This window comes from Ensifer sp. GW101-20A05, assembly GCF_059424735.1.
The window spans coordinates 1-18777 of record NZ_JBWKZT010000013.1 but is presented as its reverse complement, the minus strand read 5'-3'; the positions used below and the strand labels follow the sequence as shown (position 1 = coordinate 18777).

Sequence of the window (18777 nt, the reverse complement as noted above, 5' to 3'; positions counted from 1 at the left end):
TGCTTTCGCTCCAGCCGTCAGTAGCGGGGTTGCAGGACCGGGCGGTTCTTGCGGAACGCCTGCTTGCGCACGATCTTGCCGTTGCGGAAGGTGAAGAGGTCGCAGCCCTCGGCCTCAGTGCGGCTGCCATCGGCGGCCGTGCCGGAGAAGGTCCATTCGGACACGCCGCGGTCGCCTTCGACGAAATGGCTGTGATTGCCCCATTCGGCATCCGGCATCGATGTCCAGACGCCGCTGAAGGCGTCAGCAATCGCCGCTCTACCCGTGAAGCGGGCGCCGTAGACCTCGGGTCCGCCGACCGCGTTAAAAACGCAGTCCTCGGCAAAGAAGCGCATGACCCCATCGATGTCGTGCCGGTTGAAGGCATCGAACAAGGTTTTGAGATCGGTTGCAGTCAGTGTCATCGTCCTGTCCTTTGGCTTAGTCGTCAGGCATGGCTTCGCCGGAGACGGGAGACGCCGTCTTCAAAGGCCGCCAGGCCGGGTACGAATGATTTGTCGAAGCTGTCGCCTAGAGCGCCGTGCGTTCAATTGAACGCGCAAAGGAACGCTCTAGCACTTTGATTCTAGGCAATCTTTCCGTCTCCAGTGATTCGACTTGAGAGCGGGATTCTCTGGTTAAAGGTGGCCCTTCCAGGGGATCAGCACCTTTTCTAGGTAGCGGATCAGAAGATCGAAGGCGAAGGCGAAGATGCCGATGATGAAGATGCCCATGATCACCGTGTCGCTTTCGAGGTTTTCAGCTGCATTCAGAACCATGAAGCCGAGCCCTCGGTTGGCAGCCACCATTTCCGCCGCCACCAGGGTCGTCCAGCCGACACCGATGCCGATGCGCATGCCGGTGAAGATCTCGGGCAAGGCGGCCTTCATGATGACCTGGCTGATGACCTGCCCGCGGGTGGCCCCCATCGCATAGGCCGCGTGGATCTGTTCGGTAGAGACCGAACGCACCCCTGCTCTGGCGGCAATCGCCATCGGCGCGAAGATTGCCAGATAGATGAGGAACACCTTCGGGAACTCACCGATGCCGAGCCAGATGATGACAAGCGGCAGGTAGGCAAGTGGCGGCAGCGGCCGATAGAATTCGATGATGGGGTCGAACAGACCGCGCACGAAGCGGTTGACGCCCATCAGGATGCCGATCGGAACCGCCGTCACCAGCGCCAGCAGAAAGGCACCGAAGACGCGACTGATGCTGGCGAGCGTGTGCTCGATCAGGGTCGAGTTCGAAACACCGTCCGTCAGCGCCAGCATGAACTTGTCCCAGACCGCCAGCGGCGACGGCAGGAACAGCGGCTTGACCCAACCGGATTCGGTTACGAAGAACCAGAGGGCGACGAGCACGAGTGTCGTTGAAAAACTGATGAGACCGCTGCTTCCGTCACCCGGAGCGCCGAAGATCTTGCCGGCCTTTACGGGCTTGGCGCGTGTCACTCTGTCAAGCATGGGCCACCTCCGGGTTGCCGGACGCACGTTCGTCGCCATAGATGATGCCGAGCACCTCCTCGCGCATGCGGATGAATTCCGGGCTGGATTTGATCGCCCGGGCATTGCCCTCGGCGAGGAAACGCTTGTTGAAGTTGAGTTCGTAGGTGTGGGTGATGCGGCCCGGGCGCGGCGACATGACGATCAGCCGCGAGCCGAGGAACAGCGCCTCCTCGACGCTATGGGTGATGAAGAAGAACATCTTGTTGGTGAGCTGCCAGACTTTCAGAAGCAACTCCTGGATCGTCTCGCGCGTCAGCGCGTCGAGTGCCGCCATCGGCTCGTCCATCAAGAGCATGGCGGGATCGCAGGTCAGCGCCCGTGCGATGCCGACGCGCTGCTGCATCCCACCCGACAGGTGGTAGATCATATGCCGGTGGAAGTCCTGCAGGCCGACCAAGGCTAGGTTCTTGGTGGCGAGATCCCGCCTGGTCGCCTTGTCGACGCCGCGCAGCTTGAGGCCGAATTCGGTGTTCTCGATGACGTTCAGCCACGGCAGCAATGCGTGCTTCTGGAAGACCACGCCGCGCTCGGCGCCCGGTCCGTTGACCTGGTGATTGCCAAGCGTGATGTCGCCCTCTGAGGGGGCCATGAAGCCCGCCATCAGGTTGAGCAAGGTGGTTTTCCCGCAGCCCGAAGCCCCGAGGGCGACGACAAAGTCGCCGCTGTTGATGGTAAGGTTGACACCTTTCAGGGCGATGATCGCCTGGTCCGAGTACAGGCCCGGATAGATCAGACTGATGTTCCTGACGCTCAATGTTTCCATGAGAAATGCCTCCCTGCACCTCGGTCACGGTCTTGAAGATGGACGCGCCGGCCGCTCCTCAGGACCGGCGCAATCAGCAGATCAAATTATTGCGCGGCCACCTTGGCAAAGTCGGCGTTCACATAGGGCGCATAATCGTCGAGCGAATTGCCGATCTGCTTTTGCTCGACGAGGAACTTGGCGCTTTCGGTGAGCGCGCGCGTGGCGCCACCGCCGAGCCAAACCTCGGAGGCCTGCTCATCCGCATTCGGGAAGGAAAGAAGACGCAAGGCTTCGACCGTGCTCGGGCCATCGCCGCCGATCAGCTTGACGATGCCCTGGACTTGCTCAGACTCCTCCGTCCACGCCGCCTTGTCGGCATTGTAGTCGGCATAAGCTTTCGCCAGAACCTTGGTGAAGGCCTCCATGAGCTTCGGATTTTCCGCGGCCCAGGCCTTATCAACCACCAGCCCGTCGAAGGTCGGCACGCTCGCAGCACCGATCACTTCGGAATCGGAGATCGTCTTGCCAGTCTTCTGAATTTCAGAAAGCGCCGGCGGCCAGACATAGGCGGCATCGATATCGCCGCGCTGCCAGGCGGCGACGATCTGCGGCGGCTTCAGATTGAGGATTTCCACTTCGCGCGGGTCGACGTTCCAGACCTTGTTCATGCCGACCAAAAGATGGAAATGCGAGGTCGAGACGAAGGGCACGGCGACCTTCTTGCCCTTGAGGTCCGCGGGCGTTTCGATGCCGGAACCGTCGCGGGCGACCAGCGCCTCCGATTGACCGATATTGTCGAGGATCCAGAAGAGTTGCAGTTCGACACCGCGCGTGGCGGCAGCCGCGGTGCCAGTCGAACCGAGAACGCCGATCGGCACGTCGCCCGAGGCGAGCGCCGTCGTGATGTCGCCGGCCGAGCTGAATTGGCGCCAGTCGATCGAGTAGCCGGCCTCTTTGGCGGCGGCGTCGAAGCGCCCGTCGGCGATCGCAGCCACAAACGGGCCGACGATCTGCTGATAGCCGACGACGAGCTTCGTCTCGGCATAAGCCACGCCGGATGCGGCCAGGCTCGCCACAATGCTGGCTGCTGCAGCCAGTCGTCTGAAATGTCCATGTAGCATGCTTCGTCCTCCTCTTTGTTTATTCACTGACCGGTTTTTCCGATCTTGCTCATGACGATAAGGCCGAGATCCGGCTTGCGTTATATCCAGTATGGAAGTTGAATAGATCCAGATTAACGTCATTGGAGGCCGGCGTCGTGCGGACGAATGTTTCCGAAACCATCTTCTTCATCGATCGCGACAGCGGGATTGGCCTGCAGGCACAGCTGCGCGAAACGATCGTTTCGGCCGTGCTTGCCGGGCGGGTGCAGCCGCACGCGCACCTGCCTTCCACGCGCAAACTCGCGGACTATCTCCGGATCTCGCGCATCACGGTAACGCTCGCCTATCAGGAACTGATCAGCCAAGGCTATGTCGAGGCCGTCAACCGCAGTTCCTATCGTATCGCCGGCAATCCGCCAGGCATGGATGTGGAAGGGGAACGCCCATCGGGCGGCGCCGATCCGGTCGATTGGAGCCGCAAGATCAAGATGAGCTTCGATGTCGTGCGCCAGGTCCACAAACCGCTGGACTGGCGACGCTACCCTTTCCCCTTCCTCTACGGCCAGATGGACCCCACGCTGTTTGACCTTAACGCCTGGCGTGATTGCGCCCGCCGGGCGCTTGCGCGCGAGGACTTCGTGCTGATGGCGAGCGACTTTGCCGCTGCCGACGACGTGCGGCTCGTCAACTACATCTGCTCGCGCACGCTGCCGCGGCGCGGCATTCACGCCACTCCGGACGAAATCCTCGTTACCGTCGGCGCGCAGAATGCGCTCTGGATCGTCACCCGACTGATCCTGGAAAAGGGCTCAGCCGCCGTCTGCGAAAACCCCTGCCACCCGGATATCAGCGCCTCGCTCCTGCTCAGCGGTGCTGACGTCACGACCGTCGATGTCGATCGCGAGGGCCTGTCGCCGGATGCGCTACCGGAGAAAGTCGACGCCGTCTTCGTGACCCCGAGCCACCATTCGCCGACAGGCGCGACCATGCCGGTCGACCGGCGAACGCAACTGCTTGTAGCTGCGGAGGAGAAAGACTTCGTCATTGTCGAGGACGATTACGAGTTCGAGATCAGCTACCTCGCTCCGCCCTCGCCGGCGCTGAAAGCGCTCGATCCGACGGGCCGGGTGCTCTACATCGGCAGCTTCTCAAAATCCCTGTTTCCCGGGCTTCGGCTCGGCTATCTCGTGGCGCCTGCACCCTTCATTCGCGAGGCGCGCGCGCTTCGCTCGCTGATGCTGCGTCACCCGCCCGGCCACCTGCAGCGCACCGCTGCCTATTTCCTGGCGCTTGGGCATTATGACGCCGTACTGCACCGCATGCGGACCGAGTATCACAAGCGCCACGTGCTGATGGCCGAGGCGCTGCGTCGGGAGAATTTGACCGTCGCCGGGTCCTCGACCTTCGGCGGCACGTCCTTCTGGATGGAGGGGCCGGAAGGGCTCGACGCCGACCGTCTGGTCAGCGAGTTGCGCCAGGATGGCGTTCTGGTCGAATCCGGCTCGCCCTTCTTCCCTAGAAGCGACCGGCCCTGCCGCTTTTTCCGCATGGGATATTCGTCCATTCCAGGCACCAGTATTGCCGAGGGCGTCGCCCGCGTTCGCGCCCGCATCGACGCCCTTGCTTGCAGCAGCAACGACAAGACCTCCACTGCGAAGTAGAGGGGCTGGACCACTGTCGGCCATTTCCCGTCGAGCGGGCTGGTGCGCGCGACGACCTAACGCAGCTTTTTCCTTTGCTTCGAACGCTGCGGGCTCGCCGCAACCGCCATCTTGTTGTCGCTTTGGATTGTCGCCGCGATCGTATTCAATATTGTCGACAAAGTCGTTGACAAAAACTTTTGGCGTGCGATGGTGCCGATCAGCAGCAACGAGCTAGGGAGGAGCAGGTTGATGCAAGGGCTTCAGAAGACCGCCGCGATAGCGAGTTCATGCAACTTTTGGCGGCGCCGCACATACGAGCCCGCACCGCCCGGCCGGCTCGCCTGACATCCCCTCATTCGATCGCCATTCCAGCGTCTAACACTGAACCTTGGGTTTCTGTGCCGCATCTATAAAGCGGTGCGGAGATTACCCCTGTTCGAGGTGACGTTTGGCGCTGGCCATCGAATGACAGCCATATCGACGACAGGACTTGGCGCTTCAGCATCGCCGGGAGGCTTTCGCTTGAATGCCTCGCTGCCCAGGGACGCCAGTTAATCAAGATCCCCAGGGGGCCGTCGACGGCCTTTGCGGTGATCGACACAACCGAGCAGGCCATGCCCGCGCCAACAACGGACCACGCCACTAGCCGCCCCCTAGCGGGCGGCGAGACGGACAGCCTGTGAGCCGTCCTTGCCTCTCAAGAAGAAGATTCCCGTTCAAGGGGACCGGTGACCTTAACAAAGGAGAACAGCAGAATGCTCAAGAAATTGATTCTCGCAGCCGTCATGTCGGCTGCGCTTTCCGCGCCGGGCCATGCGGAAACGCTCAAATGGGGCGCCTCGCGCGACATCTATTCGCTCGACCCCTATTCTTATGGCGACAGCTACACGCTGTCCTTCCTCAACCACGTCTATGAGGGGCTTGTCCGTTTTGACGCCGAATTGAAGATCGAGCCGGCGCTGGCAACGTCCTGGGAGGCGGTATCAGACACGGTCTGGCGGTTTCATCTGCGCGAGGGCGTCAAGTTCCACGATGGCGCCGATTTCACCGCGGACGACGTGATCGCCTCTCTCACTCGGGTCAGCGATCCGGTGTCTCCACTCCGCGGCAACCTTCCCGCCTACAAGTCGGCGAAGAAGGTGGACGACCACACTGTCGATATCGAACTGGTCGGACCCTATCCGCTGCTGCTGAACGACTTGACGAACATCCACATTTTCGACGCTACCTGGCTCACCGACAACAACTCGCTGAAGCCGACCGACGTCGGCAAGAAGATCGAAGGCTACGCCACCTACCACACCAACGGCACGGGTCCGTTCAAGCTCGAGAGCCGCGCGCCCGACAGCAAGACCGTTCTCGTCAAGAATGACAAGTGGTGGGACAAGTCGCAATCCAACATAGATCGTATCGAGTTTACACCGATCGTCTCGGCCGCGACGCGCGTCGCCGCACTGCTGTCGGGTGAGATCAACTTCACCGAGAATGCGCCTGCGCAGGATCTACCGCGCCTTCTCGCGCAGCCGGATCTGAAGGTCATGGAGCGCACCGACCTGCGCACCATCATGATGGGCTTCAACCGCAAGCCGAAACTGGCCGACGGCGTCGACAACAAGTTCAACGACCTGCGTGTTCGCCAGGCCGTCGCTCACGCGCTCGACAAGGAGCTCATCCAGAAACGGGTCATGCGCGGCAAGTCGAGGACGGCGGGCGCGATCATTGCGCCGGAGATTCCCGGATATAGCGAAGCACTGGACAAGGTGGTGCCGTTCAATCCCGACCTGTCGAAGAAGCTGCTGGCAGAAGCCGGCGCAACCGACCTCCCCTTCACACTCGTCTGCACGAACGAGGCCTATGTCAACGAGGAGGAGCTTTGCCAGAGCATCGTCAACATGCTGAGCCGCGCCGGCTTCAAGCCGCAACTCGACATCGGCCCGACGGCCGCACAGGCGCCCAAGCGCACGGGTGGTCTCTCCGACGTCTACATCATCGGCTGGGCGAACGAGCCGATGCTCGACAGCTACTCGATCCTGCTCCAGATGATCGAGACGAAGAGCGACAAGGCGGGCGTGTTCAACTGGGGTGGCTGGAGCTATCCGGAGATTGACAAGCTCGTCATCCAGGCATCGACCGAAATGGATCGGACGAAACGGCTCGAGCTGCAGACCAAGGCACTCCAGATGGTCAAGGACGAAATGATCATGTTGCCGTTGCACCAGCAGCCCATGGCCTGGGTGATGAGCAACAGGATCGACCGGGTCGCTCAGCTCGCGGACAACAAGCCACGCCACTGGCTGACTCATTTCGCGGAGTAACCCTCGCGCGGAGCTGGAACGGCAAGGCGTTCGGGCTCCCGCTCAACATGCGAGGCGGACCGATAAATCCCCGCCCCTCACCTGCCCGGCCGCGCCAGCGACCGGGCAATGTCGATAATGTCGTCTCTCGCTGCGGTCCGAAGCTTTCGAACAGTTGGAGGCGGGTGTTGTTTTGCCGGCCGGTCTGAACTCGCCGAAGAATGGTAGCGTGGTTCATTGCAAAGTCTGTGCGGTCCGGCGAAAATCGCGCAGTTGCCAACCTGAAAGGTTGGCAACTCACTGGTGCAGGCCGTGAGCTCCCGAGGATAAAAGGGCGCGCCCGTCAGTCGCGTTGCCGCTGTGGGGCCAACGCCATCGTCTGCGCATAGGCGAGCGGCGACCGGTTGCCTGGCAGGTTTTCGTCCAGCACCAACGTCTTGAGGTTGTCGGCGCGGATGTCGAGAGATATGGCCCGCTCGAGTTTGTCGATCGACCAAACAGCGTAGCCGAATTTCGCGTCAAATCCACAATCGCAGCCGCAATCGCCGTCGGCGATTGCCGTCGGCCTTTCAGATAGACACATGATCTGCGGTTTTGGCAGCTTGTAGCAGTGCCCCTCATAGGCATAACCATAAATCACGCCAATGCTCTTTAGATACTCTACTTCACCCCCAAAACTAACGGGAAGGAAGCTATAGTATTTTCCATCAAATAATGCGATCGTTACTCCATCGCCTACAATTCCAGAGCTTTTCTTTATGTAATCCAAAATCTCCTCTATCATCCTGTTTATATCATCAATTATCCCCGTTTCTCCAATAGATCTTAGCTTCTTATCAATCCCATCGAGAGCTTCTCTAATATTTTTATCTTTATTCTTCCTTTCATAAAACCTTGTCGGCCGTCCATATAATCTAATATCTCCTGGTCGATACGACTTATATTCAATTACATCTTCTAGATCCTTTGGATCTAGTGGATATCCAACAACAGGATTCGCGCAACAACCACTCATTTTTTCCTCCCTTGACTTACCTTGAAGCGATGATTTCGCGCCAAGCGAAATTCTCTTCGAGCAATTCGGCGGCCGGCCCGTCCGCCGAGGCGACGATGGCCTCTGCCGCCTGCTCAAGGCGCAGTGTGTTCAGATCGAGTGTGCTCAATGACGTCGCGAGTGCCGCACCCACCGCGTCTCGCGCGGCGGTCAATGCCAGCTTGAAATATAATGGCTTGGTGCCGAAGGCCTCCGCCGTCGCCTGCCGAAAAGTATCAAATTCGTCCCGCGCCAGTTCCCGGATATCGACATCCAGAAGCCGCCTGTCGGCGCAACCGTTCGCGACTAGATCGCGATGATAAAGTGCAACGATGCTGTCAAAGATGGCGCCAACGAACGGCAGCGCGCGATCGTGCACCTCGCGGGTAGTTGCGGACATTCGCCGGAAATTGGTGGCCAAGCGAATCTGCGTTTCGGGGCTCGTCTCCGCAAAGCGGTTCAGTTCGTTGTAGAGCAGCAGATTGCCTCTCGTTCGCCGCAAAAGCCGGTCAATCGCGGAATCAAAGTGCAAGAACGAGATCAGTGAAACACAGTCCGAAAAGGCTTCGGAGAACGAAAAGAAGTCGCCATCAGGCGATGTCACAGTCGGTACACCCGTCTCCGAGAGCATGATCAGATGCCCGACCTCGTGCGCGATCGTGTCGAAATTCAACGCGTAAGGTCTCAGGATGCCGTCGACGTCGGACCAACCCAGTTCCAGAAAACCGTAGCCCGCTTGAGCATTGTCCCAATCGACAAATGGAACGATTTCTAGCCTTGGAAAGGTCTGATCGAAGAACCAGTGGACCCGCCGCCCCAAATAGCTCTGCCAAATGTCGAGAACGAAACGCACGCAGGCGTAGGCGTGAACAGCAAGAAATGGCCGGGAGGTCGGATCGATGTTGTCGAAGTGACGATCCGGACCCGGCCTCACCGGCGCGCGCTTCGCCCCGCCGAATGGCGGCAAGCTCGCGAGGCCATAGGGCTGCTTGTCATAGAGCGGATCCGCGACATACATGGAGAGGTCACTGGGGCCCTCGCCTAATTCGTCGCGTGGTATCGATAGCCACACACGATCGGGCTGTTCGTATCCGGGAATGAAGGGGGGCTGCGGATAAATCCAAAACCGCGTGCCGACACGCGCATTTCCAGAGTCGAGGGCATCGTCCCGAAGCAGACGCATCGCACAATTGCCCCCCTCGATTGAAAAATCTGGGATTAAGGATTCAATTTATAAGTGTTTGCTAATGTTGAGTCAATGCCGCCCGCCTCAAGATCCCGGACAAAGGTGTTCGTTGCAACCCACGCACAGCTCACAGGCCCCGTATTTTCCTGCATCACGAGGGACCGCGCGTTTCGCAGCGCAAGCAGAGCGTCCCGTTTTTTTTGCCACACCATCTCCTTCTGCAATTGCTTGAGCCCCTCCTCCTGCCATCCTGCATCCCGTAAAATCGCTTCGAACCGGCGCTCTCGAAAGTTCATGTTTCGCGCAGTCGTTGTGAGCAAGTCGCGATCGGCTGCCGTTATGAAATCCCGGCGTGTCAGGCTGGCGAACGTCCGCTGGAGATCGACCAAGGCGTCTGTCAAAGGAAGAAAGCCAAGCTCCGGCGGCCCCGAAAGAACGGCGACCGCATCATCGGGAGCAAGCCGCCAGCGCCGATACCACCTGTAGATCAGGCCGACACCGATCATGCCGAACTCACTGAGTTCCGCCGCCCTGAGCGCGCCCATGCTTGCCGCGCCGATCACGACGATCCCCTGTGCCATTGCCCAGAGGATTTCCTTGTGTCGGACAGCCGGCCTGTCCTCGAATTGCCCGTCGATCAGGACCATCGCCCGCGGGCGGAATGCGTGGGCGGCAAGCAGAATGTCGCCTTGCGCGGCGGGCTGCAGGTAGATGGCGTCGAGAACCGGCTCCGCCTCGGTCAACCGAAGCGTCGGACCAAGAAACACCAGGATCGGACCTTTCTCGCTCGCATCGACCATGTGAACACTCACCGCAGGATGGAAAAGGGAATGGCTCCGGGAAGGATGGTTCTCACGCACTGAACGCCTGTTTCGACGTCCGTTCCCACCGGCACGGCCAATATGGGCCCCATTCCGGCGGATAGGACCCTGTCGATCAGCGCGCCGAGATCCGAAACGGCGCGTGCTTCGATTGCCTGACGCGGCAACCCGGACGTACCCATAAGAATAAGCTGGCGGGCCTTGGCGACGACCGAGTCGGTGCTACGTCTGTAATGCTCCCGGGTTTGATCGTCGCGCGCCCCCGATATCGCCCCGGCCCGCGCTGACAGCGCTTCGAGCATCGCGCTCTCCGCTGCCGCGGCGATGCTCGGTCCTGCCGCGTAGCCCTCGGTCGGAAGAGCAAGGATCGGTTCGCCGGGGCCTGTCTCGATCGTCTGGCACCAGACCACTGGGACATCTGCCGGCGAAGGAGCTAGCCAAAGGCCGAAGGAAATATGGTGCTCGCCCACAACGGACAGTATGTGATCAACTCCGTCACCCAGCCCGAACGGGGAAATGCGCATTCGATCGAAGAAGCCGTGGGTGGCGAAGGCGCGCGCGAGGGCGTCGCGCTCGATACATTCGAACAATCCATGCGCAAATGCACCGAAGACGGTCATATGACAGGCGAGACCCGTGGTCGTGCGCATGAACAGGCCATCATGAGCGGGCGGCGGGTCCGTGTAGCAGGTGTGAACAAGTTCCAGGGGGACCGATTGTGGGAAACCAGCCGTGATGTCGACGCCGGTGATCCAGGGTATCGCCCGTATCCGCCAGTTCCCCTGGCGATCAGGTGCCAGAAGATTTTCAAACAGGCCGTCGGCGATCTTGAGTTCATCCGCCGTGGTGGAAAATACCCGCCCCGAGGGAATGGCTTCGGCGTAAAACCGCTCAAGCGATTCCATGATCGCCCCCACCGCCGCTCCCGCCATGGAAAGGCCGCGCCCGAGCGACGTGACTTCAGAAAGAGCGGCGGGTCGAACGGCTTGAGCCACCGGCAGGCCGATCCGGTCAAGTCCGGTCAGATCACCAAGCCGGGTTATGCCCGCACGACGACAGAGCCGTAAAATCGCGCGCAAGCATTGCTCGGCTTCTAGGTCCGCGGGAGGAGAGAGCGGGTTGCTTAAGCCGGCAAGTATGGCGTCGCGAAAACGCGCAAGCATCCCCTCAAGGTTTGACGGATCGTCGGTTTTCTGCCTCGTTCGTTCAATGTTGACCGGCAACGCCAAGCTCCTGCATTGAATGTCTCGCCCGTCGCAGAAGTGCCTTTGCTCCTTGACGTTCGGCGATATCTACGGCTGAGCGCAGGTCGAGGATGATGGGATCCTTGGTGGTGTTGCCCCGCGCCTGAAGAACGGCGCGGATACGGTAGAGCTCCGCGAGCCAATAGGCATGACCGGTTTCCTTCGCCTTTTCGATCGCGTCATTCGTGACCTCGAGCGCTGACTCATAGTTGCCAGCTTGCCCGAGCAGCGTGGCGTGCATGTAGAGATAAATCGGGAGATCTGCGACGACACCGAGGCTTCTCAAGAGCGACAGCCCTTCGCGAAACATCGCATGTCCCCTCGTGAGGCTTTCCCCATGCGCTAGAGCCCATCCAGCAAACAGCAGCGACAGGCCGGACAGCGACTGCATTTCATGCGATCTCGCGAAGTCTGCCATTCTCTTGGAAATTTCGGTGAGACGCCCATAGTCGTCCCGATAGAACGCAGACACCGCTTCCGTATCAAGCGAATGCGCCTTGCTGGGCGCGTGTGATATCCGGTCAACGAACGCGACCATCTTCGAAAGAGCCGAATCCGATGCTTTCGATTGTCCTGTCAGCCACAGCGAAAGGGCCAGTTGCCCTAGACCGCACACCTTGGCGTCATGGCCGCCAAATAACGTTCGGTTGGTTTTCGCCGATTGCTCGTCATAAAGCGCCAGTCCGGCCTTAATCGCATCCTGGGCCTCTCGATGGTGGCCAAGGTTAAAAGCAATGGCCCAGATGCAATGGTTAACCTGGAGCTTGATCTCCGGATCTTCCGTCCCAGCCTGCATGGCCCGCACTTGCAGAGCGCGTTCGCGCATAACGCGAAAGTCTGTTCCCGTGAGCCACCACCCCCAATAGATCGGAAACCATCTGGATTGCTCTTCCATCGGTTGCCGGCGGGCGATGGCTACGCCATCCTCATATAACTTGCGAGCCGGAGGTGAGTTCAGTCCGACAAGACCGGTCAAAACTGGGCCGAGCGAAATCAGCGCGGATAGCTGCAGTGTTTCGATCGCATGTCCCGCGCCGAACCGGTCGCAAATCTCCACGGCGTGCTCCAGGTAGTTGCGCGCCTCTACCATCGCCGATCGGCTCGAGCTTTCCTTCCCTGCCGCAGTGTACAATTCGATTGCGTTTTCGATGAAGCCCGCTCGTTCCGCATGTTCGGCGAGCGTTCCGGTGTCCATCCAAGCGGCCATTTGGCGGTTTTGACTGACAGCAATGAACAGCCGCCGATGCAATGCCTGCCGCTGCCTGCGCAAGAGCCCATTGTAGATCGTTTCCTGAATCAAAACGTGCCGGAAGCCGTAGGCGATATGCCCTCGCGTCCTGATCCGCATCAGGAACCCTGAATCACTCAGGGTATCGGCGGCCTTGACCAAAGACTTTTTGCCCAGCCCTGGCAGCAGTTCGCGAAGCAACGATAGCGTGAACCGGCTGCCCGCAACTGCTCCCGCTCGCGCCACGTCTCTGGCCGTGCCCAGGTGGTTGAGGCGTGCGTCCAGTATTTCCTCGAATGCCGACACATGGCTGGGTTTGACGTTTTCCGACAGGCTCATAGTGTCTGCAGCAACGTTCTCCGAGACCCATTGGCAGATCTGCTCGATGAAGAGTGGGACGCCGCCGGATATCCTCTCGATAACGTCATAGAGCTCAGGAAGCATGCCCTGCCTCTGCTCCGGCCATCTTGCCTCTATCGCCCGTCGTGTTTCGTCACGATCAAGCGGGAGCAGCGTCAGCCGCGTGGGGTTGGCCGCGTCCAGCCAATCCGACGCAAACCCGAGACGTGAGGTCGCGACGAGGAAAATCGGAAGTTGGTGTGCAACCCGAGCGGCCTCCGCCAGCAAATCCCGGGAGGTTGGATCGATCCAGTGGATGTCTTCGACAGCCAGGACGATCGGGCCGTTCGCGCACAACGCCGCGAGTGCGCGAAACACGGCGCGATGAGCCTTTTCCCGGATGGCTTTTGGGTCGTTGTCGGCGAGCCGTTGATTTCGTCCCAGCGCACCCAGCAAATACGCGAATGTTTCAATCGTTTCTGCGTCGCGAATGCCGTTTCGTTCAAAGGGGTGTGCTACAGCGGAGGCGGACAGGCCCAGTTGATCGTCTTGTCCCGACGTTGCGCCCATAAGACTGTTCAACAGGGGATGCAGCGTCGAGCGATGCCCGCCTGGCAGGCACTGAAAGAAGTACAGCCCTGATCGCCGGTCGCGCGTCATCTTGCGGACTTCCCGCAGAAGCCGCGATTTTCCGATGCCTGCATCTCCTTCGAGCAGGAGGATTTCGCCACCTTGCGCGGTGACCTTTTCCCAACAGGCGGCGATCGTGTTCAACTCGCTTTCGCGGCCAATGAAGGGGCCGCCAAGGCTCCCGAAAGCGTAGAACCTGTCGACATCAATCTTGTGACCGAGTGCGCGCCATACCTTCTCGGGCACAGTGAAGCCCTTGAGCGTCCTGGCGCCTTCGAACACGAAAGCATGCGACCTACCGGCCAGGTCGCGCGTGTCCTCCGAAACGAAAACGCTGTCTGGGTCGGCAATCTCTTCCAGACGGGTGGCTATGGCCAGTGCAGCACCCGTAACCGGTTCCCCCTTCTCCTCCTGCGTCTCTTGAATGAGCGCAACGGATGTCGCGATCCCGACTCGAACGTGCAAGTCGTCGCGCCCGGCTTCTCGGGCAACGCCCGCGCAGCCCTCGACGATCGCGAGACCCGCGCGAATGGCGAGCGAAGCCGCATCCTTCGCACCCAACTCGATCGGAAAGAGCGCCACGCCGCCATCTCCAGCCTCAAGCTGCATGACGCCGGAATGAGAGATTATCGCGTGTTTCGCTGCATTCTGAAACGCAACGATCAGTTCCTGATAGTCTTCTATGTCGAGCAGGTGGAGAAGTCTCGTCGACCCGACGAGATCATAGCAGATGGCGGTGACGATCCGCCGCTCACCTCCATATTCGGAGAGGCGTCCCTTGCGTCCCGAAGGTTTCGTCGGTTGTCGTGGGTTGTTGACCCGACTTTCGAGCATCCGCCACCCCCACCGCTCGCATGTATGATGGATTAGGAATATATAGCATAAGCGAGCGGCGTTCGCGTAGGAGCAGCAATTCTATCGGGCCGCCGCATGCCCCCAAAGCTGTATTCGTCGAGCGCCTTGCCTGGCTCAACGCTTGAGGTTCCAGCCATCGCTGACCTTTGGTTTGCGGAAGGATGCAGTATAGCCCGTGTGCATCCGCTGGTGATCGGCCCATTCAATATGTGAAACTTCCGCCTAAACCGGCGAAGCCCGTTTCAGTCCAGCATTGAGAACAGTCACATAGGACGAGCAATCGCTCAAAGACGACACCGCCGGCACTCTCAGAAGCCAGCTTCTTTCTGATGGCGCACGGCGAGGATTGTCAAAATGTCCCCATCAATACGGTAGCGCGTGATGTATCCGCTATCTCCAAAATCAATGAGCCACTCTCGATATTGGTCAGGCAGATCATCAATGAGGCGCCGCATTTTAGGATGTGCGCCAAGGGCTTGCACACCCTTCAGAATGGCTTCACCTGCTCGCTTGGCTGCCAATGGGCTTTTGGCCTGCAAGAATTTGCGAAGGCGTTCAAGATCACGAACAGCTGCTGGCGAGAAGACTATTTGTGGCATTCAGGTGCAGCGCTCTCGTCGTCCGTTCCCCACGTGGATAGCCATTTTTCGACCTCGTCCTCAGTGGCATGTAGGCCGGTCGCTTGATACTCCTCCCACGCTCTGAGCGTGGCGTGTCGCAATGCCTCTCGCTTCTCTTCTCGCTCCACGTATTGTGCAATCGCTTCACGCATGATCCAGTGAGAAGACCGGCGGCGGATTTCGGCCAAGTGTTGAACGCGGCCCTTGAGCTCATCATCGAGCTTGTAGCACTTCTGCCTGACTGGTTCGTGGCGCCAGAACTCGCCGAGGGCAAGTTGGCCGACGCCCTGCCGTCCTATCGCTTCCCCGATCACCAGATTTACGCGATGCACCTGCCCATGCAGATGGTCCCGCAGAAAATCCACGCCTGGCTCCGTTTCCTCAGGGATTATGTCCGTCGTTGAACTTCCTGGCACGGCACGGCGGACTTCTGCTCGGAAGGTGTCAGCGCGCCTGATTTCCGACCTCCCCATCACGTAGTGGCTCACAATTTTCGTTGCTGGTTGGTCTGAAAACCGCTTTCGTCGAACGGAGAAACGTTTTTCAGCGTTGAACGCTTACCGTCAACCCAGCCGAGATAGAGCGCTTAGGTTGCAGCCACGCCTCTGCGCCGGCCGCGCAGTGGCGGCGAGCGCAATGGCGTTCCTCTCCTGTCACCTCGGCTGGATGCGCCGCCAATAACGCTCGAAGTCATTAATGTCTTGTGTGATGAATTGCCGTTATATTATTGTTTTACAACAATATTTCGATTGCTTTGTTTGATCCAAGCCATGTAACCCATGACGATGCGCACGAATGGTTCGCAGCGATTGGCCAGCTCGCCGAGGCGACCTGCCCAATGACCGAAAATGGCTTCATCCGGATTGTGGGCAACCCCAAATATCCCAATTCTCCCGGTTCTCCGTACCTCGTAATGGAGATGATGGGAAAACTGCGGTCGCTCCCCGACCACAATTTTTGGCCTGCCGACGTGAGCCCGTTGGGTCCGGTGATATTGATCCCACAAAAATTCTGACTGCTGGATAGGTCACTTCGTCCGACAGGCGCGCTTACCTGCCATGTTGAACTGCATCCTGTAATTGCCTGACGAGTTCTGCGGTCCGTGGGTCATTTGGCTGGAGTCGGGCGAGCGCCTCCGCAAACTCAAGCGTCTCGGCATGGCGGCCGAGTTTGAGTCCAAGCTGAATGGCAGTGCCGAGCAGATTGGCGTCAGTCGCACCCCCCGGAACGGTCGGATCGAATAGTTCGAAAGCGTCATCCGTGCGGCCCACCGCATCCAGCGCGATTGCTGCCGTCGTCCTGTATCGGGAGTTGGCAGGGGCCAGGCGCACGGCAGCCTCCAGTTCCCGGATCGCGTCCGGCATCGCCTTTTGACGAACAAGCGACAAACCATGCCCGTAGCGGAGCTCGGGCCGATCCGGGTTGGCGGCGACCGCCTCGGCGTAGGCCTGTTCGGATTTCTCATTGTCACCGCTGGCACGATAGAGCTCGGCGAGATTGATGCGCGCACCCGAAAGCGTCGGATCGAGAATAATCGCCTGGCGGAACGCCTTTTCCGCGTCGTCCGTGCGCCCCTGTTCGAACAGGAAGGTCCCATGGTTGTTCTGTACCTCGGCGACGTCCGCGTTGGCCTGGACATAGGCGCGCAAATCGTCGACGGCCGTATCGAAGGCCCGGCGTTGACCGCCGAGAAGGTCCAGTGACGGGGTGCTGCCAAGAGCCCTGGCTGCGGCCACCCGGACTGCTCGGGCTTCGTCGCCAAGAAGAACGCCGATCGCGGCCAATCGAAGTTCAGGCGGCAAGCTGGCAGCCGCTTCTGCTGCCCCCAGTCGGACGAGCGGATCGGAGTCTTTCGCTGCAACTTCGACGTCTGCGGCCGTGGCTACTCCGTCGAGCCTCGTCATTTCGGCAATCGCACTGCCCCTGATGATGCCTGGTTGTTCGCGGTCGGCCAAAAACCTGCGCAGATCATCGATCGCTGCACGATCGTCCTGCGCCGCTGCCGCGAAGGCGTGCGCTATCGTCGGGCGATTGCGCCAGTGCTTGCCGTACCATTTGTCCATGGTCTCCGCTGACCATGCGTTTGTCCTGCCTTCATGACACGAGGTGCAGGCATTCGGGACGCCGTAGGCTTCGGAAAGGTCTGGGCGCGGGATCACGAAGGAGTGGTCGCGTCGCGGATCCGCCTTCATGTAGCTGCGCTGGGGCATGTGACAGTTGGCGCATTGCGCGCCGGGCGACCCCGTCGGGTGATGGGTATGTGCCGTTGTGTCGAACACTCCGCTGGGATCGTATTTTTCAAAACGCTCCGGTGCCGTTTCAGTGTGGCATTGCGTGCATAGGGCGTTGCCGACGGCCTTGACCGTACCTTCATGTGGCTTGTGGCAATCAAAGCAGGTGACGCCCGCTCTCGCCATCTTGCTCTGCTGGAAGGAGCCGTACTCGAACACCTCGTCGAGAATCTGTCCGTCCGGAAAATAGAGGTCCCGGCGGAGCAGTGCCGGCGAAAAATGGTCGAGGAAGGCGTTTCCGGGTCGATAGCCATCGACAAGCTTGGTCCGCCGCGCGTGACAGGCAAAACAGGTGCCTGCATCGACCTTCGACAGGCCCAGACCGGGAGCCGCCGTCGGGGCATCTTTGGATTTGGCCTTGGCCCACTCGACATGCTTCGCACCGCCGCCGTGACAGGACTGGCAGCCGATGCTGGTCGCGACGTAGGACGACTTGTATTCGTTCGTCTCCGGCCGAAAATTGACCTGAGGGTTGGTGGAATGGCAGTCGATGCAGGTGCGGTTCCAGCGATAGAAAGGCCCTGTCCAATGATAGGTGGATGCTGGCCGTGCCGGTTTGCTTTCGCCGAGCCAGAACCACGCCTGCTTGTCTGTGTCCCAGGCGACGTCGAAAGCCTGCAATCGCCCGTGACCGAGATCGATCAGATATTGCTGCAAGGGTTCGTAGGCAAAAGTGTATTTAACCTCGAAGTCCGCTTGCCGGCCGTCCGGTCCTTCCGTGCGGACGAAGAAGCGACCGTCGCGGCGGAAGAACTCTGCCGCAATGCCATCGCGCTCGAACCGGGTGTTGTTGAAATCGGCACGCACGGTTTTGTCGTCGGCAAGGGCCATCGCCTTGGCGTGATGCGACGTGGCGAATGCGGCCGCCTCATCGGCGTGGCAGGACGAACATGTCGTCTCGGCCACGAACCCGTCATGAATCGCGATCAGCGGATCGGCGGCAGGCGGAACCGTCTCGGCCGCAACGGTCTGTGCGGCGAACGCAAGCAAGGCGCCAAACAATAGGGCTGCGCGAATAAATGCCGCTGAGAGAACAAACCCCGTCAATCGAACGCTCCGTATCGTTCTGGAACAAAGGTCTCGCTGCACCCGGCAGCGTGACCAAAGCATCGGGCAGAAAAGCAACTGAGAGAACCCAATCAGCCGAGCTTTCCATTTTTTGTTCGTGGCGGCTGTGTTCATGCTGACTACAACAACCTGCCAGGTTAGTAGCAAGGCGGGTACGGATAGTAGCCGCATTGCGGCGGGTAGTAATACG

At 59.9% G+C, this 18777-nt stretch carries 15 protein-coding genes and 1 pseudogene; 4 read left to right on the top strand and 12 right to left on the bottom strand.

The window, feature by feature from the left end; translation table 11 throughout:
• Positions 1-17 precede the first annotated feature (17 nt).
• From AC070A_RS25925 to tauA, 4 genes are all read right to left on the bottom strand, one after another.
• Entirely contained in the window at positions 18-398 is a 381-nt protein-coding gene (locus AC070A_RS25925) for a nuclear transport factor 2 family protein (RefSeq protein ID WP_112995857.1), read from the bottom strand.
• A 219-nt stretch (positions 399-617) separates the two neighbouring features.
• The gene (locus AC070A_RS25920; RefSeq protein ID WP_057248762.1) at positions 618-1445 is read right to left on the bottom strand and encodes an ABC transporter permease subunit; all 828 of its coding nucleotides are present in this window, start codon (positions 1443-1445) and stop codon (positions 618-620) included.
• Positions 1438-2250 (bottom strand): taurine ABC transporter ATP-binding protein, encoded by an 813-nt coding sequence (locus AC070A_RS25915; protein WP_492384045.1) that lies wholly within the window; start codon positions 2248-2250, stop codon positions 1438-1440. The genes AC070A_RS25920 and AC070A_RS25915 overlap by 8 nt, the downstream gene beginning before the upstream one ends.
• 86 nt (positions 2251-2336) lie before the next feature.
• Positions 2337-3353: a taurine ABC transporter substrate-binding protein gene (tauA, locus tag AC070A_RS25910; RefSeq protein WP_112995845.1), complete on the bottom strand. Its 1017-nt coding sequence runs from the start codon at positions 3351-3353 to the stop codon at positions 2337-2339.
• A gap of 137 nt (positions 3354-3490) precedes the next feature.
• On the opposite strand from tauA, the gene pdxR reads away from it, so the two are divergent.
• Together pdxR and AC070A_RS25900 are read left to right on the top strand one after the other, a co-directional pair.
• Positions 3491-4996, top strand: a complete 1506-nt coding sequence (pdxR, locus tag AC070A_RS25905) for a MocR-like pyridoxine biosynthesis transcription factor PdxR (protein WP_309140519.1) — start codon at positions 3491-3493, stop codon at positions 4994-4996.
• 737 nt (positions 4997-5733) lie between these two features.
• Positions 5734-7293 carry an ABC transporter substrate-binding protein gene (locus AC070A_RS25900; protein WP_057248764.1) on the top strand — a complete coding sequence of 520 codons (1560 nt, stop codon included), beginning with the start codon at positions 5734-5736 and terminating at the stop codon, positions 7291-7293.
• A 322-nt stretch (positions 7294-7615) separates the two neighbouring features.
• Here the strand turns inward: AC070A_RS25900 and AC070A_RS25895 are convergent, their stop codons facing one another.
• The 7 genes from AC070A_RS25895 to AC070A_RS25865 form a co-directional block, all read right to left on the bottom strand.
• A complete protein-coding gene (locus AC070A_RS25895; RefSeq protein ID WP_492384046.1) occupies positions 7616-8287 on the bottom strand; it encodes a hypothetical protein in 672 nt (223 codons plus the stop codon).
• A 16-nt stretch (positions 8288-8303) separates the two neighbouring features.
• Positions 8304-9488: a gluzincin family metallopeptidase gene (locus AC070A_RS25890; protein WP_057248766.1), complete on the bottom strand. Its 1185-nt coding sequence runs from the start codon at positions 9486-9488 to the stop codon at positions 8304-8306.
• Positions 9489-9523: 35 nt separating this feature from the next.
• Positions 9524-10291, bottom strand: a complete 768-nt coding sequence (locus tag AC070A_RS25885) for a TfuA-like protein (RefSeq protein ID WP_492384048.1) — start codon at positions 10289-10291, stop codon at positions 9524-9526.
• Between the two features lie 8 nt (positions 10292-10299).
• Positions 10300-11475 (bottom strand): YcaO-like family protein, encoded by a 1176-nt coding sequence (locus AC070A_RS25880; protein WP_112995850.1) that lies wholly within the window; start codon positions 11473-11475, stop codon positions 10300-10302.
• A 43-nt stretch (positions 11476-11518) separates the two neighbouring features.
• A complete protein-coding gene (locus AC070A_RS25875; protein ID WP_492384049.1) occupies positions 11519-14587 on the bottom strand; it encodes an ATP-binding protein in 3069 nt (1022 codons plus the stop codon).
• Between the two features lie 329 nt (positions 14588-14916).
• On the bottom strand, positions 14917-15207 hold the full coding sequence (locus AC070A_RS25870; protein WP_057248770.1) for a type II toxin-antitoxin system RelE/ParE family toxin: 291 nt from the start codon (positions 15205-15207) through the stop codon (positions 14917-14919).
• The gene (locus tag AC070A_RS25865) at positions 15195-15416 is read right to left on the bottom strand and encodes a CopG family ribbon-helix-helix protein (protein WP_492384407.1); all 222 of its coding nucleotides are present in this window, start codon (positions 15414-15416) and stop codon (positions 15195-15197) included. Before AC070A_RS25865 ends, AC070A_RS25870 begins: the two co-directional genes overlap by 13 nt.
• On the opposite strand from AC070A_RS25865, the gene AC070A_RS25860 reads away from it, so the two are divergent.
• Both AC070A_RS25860 and AC070A_RS25855 read left to right on the top strand, forming a co-directional pair.
• Positions 15417-15632 carry a hypothetical protein gene (locus AC070A_RS25860; protein WP_492384434.1) on the top strand — a complete coding sequence of 72 codons (216 nt, stop codon included), beginning with the start codon at positions 15417-15419 and terminating at the stop codon, positions 15630-15632.
• A gap of 317 nt (positions 15633-15949) precedes the next feature.
• A pseudogene (locus AC070A_RS25855) lies at positions 15950-16251 on the top strand (PIN domain-containing protein); the annotation flags it as partial.
• Positions 16252-16277: 26 nt separating this feature from the next.
• On the opposite strand, the gene AC070A_RS25850 reads toward AC070A_RS25855, so the two are convergent.
• Entirely contained in the window at positions 16278-18629 is a 2352-nt protein-coding gene (locus tag AC070A_RS25850; protein WP_494773605.1) for a tetratricopeptide repeat protein, read from the bottom strand.
• Positions 18630-18777 lie beyond the last annotated feature (148 nt).

What these genes read in the sequence shown, in the direction of transcription:
- AC070A_RS25920 (WP_057248762.1), bottom strand. Translation starts at nt 1,445, where the DNA reads ATGCTTGACAGAGTGACACGCGCCAAGCCCGTAAAGGCCGGCAAGATC.
- AC070A_RS25850 (WP_494773605.1), bottom strand. Translation starts at nt 18,629, where the DNA reads ATGCTTTGGTCACGCTGCCGGGTGCAGCGAGACCTTTGTTCCAGAACG.
- AC070A_RS25890 (WP_057248766.1), bottom strand. Translation starts at nt 9,488, where the DNA reads ATGCGTCTGCTTCGGGACGATGCCCTCGACTCTGGAAATGCGCGTGTC.
- tauA (WP_112995845.1), bottom strand. Translation starts at nt 3,353, where the DNA reads ATGCTACATGGACATTTCAGACGACTGGCTGCAGCAGCCAGCATTGTG.
- AC070A_RS25900 (WP_057248764.1), top strand. Translation starts at nt 5,734, where the DNA reads ATGCTCAAGAAATTGATTCTCGCAGCCGTCATGTCGGCTGCGCTTTCC.
- AC070A_RS25875 (WP_492384049.1), bottom strand. Translation starts at nt 14,587, where the DNA reads ATGCTCGAAAGTCGGGTCAACAACCCACGACAACCGACGAAACCTTCG.
- AC070A_RS25880 (WP_112995850.1), bottom strand. Translation starts at nt 11,475, where the DNA reads ATGCTTGCGCGTTTTCGCGACGCCATACTTGCCGGCTTAAGCAACCCG.
- AC070A_RS25895 (WP_492384046.1), bottom strand. Translation starts at nt 8,287, where the DNA reads ATGAGTGGTTGTTGCGCGAATCCTGTTGTTGGATATCCACTAGATCCA.
- AC070A_RS25885 (WP_492384048.1), bottom strand. Translation starts at nt 10,291, where the DNA reads ATGGTCGATGCGAGCGAGAAAGGTCCGATCCTGGTGTTTCTTGGTCCG.
- AC070A_RS25870 (WP_057248770.1), bottom strand. Translation starts at nt 15,207, where the DNA reads ATGCCACAAATAGTCTTCTCGCCAGCAGCTGTTCGTGATCTTGAACGC.
- AC070A_RS25915 (WP_492384045.1), bottom strand. Translation starts at nt 2,250, where the DNA reads ATGGAAACATTGAGCGTCAGGAACATCAGTCTGATCTATCCGGGCCTG.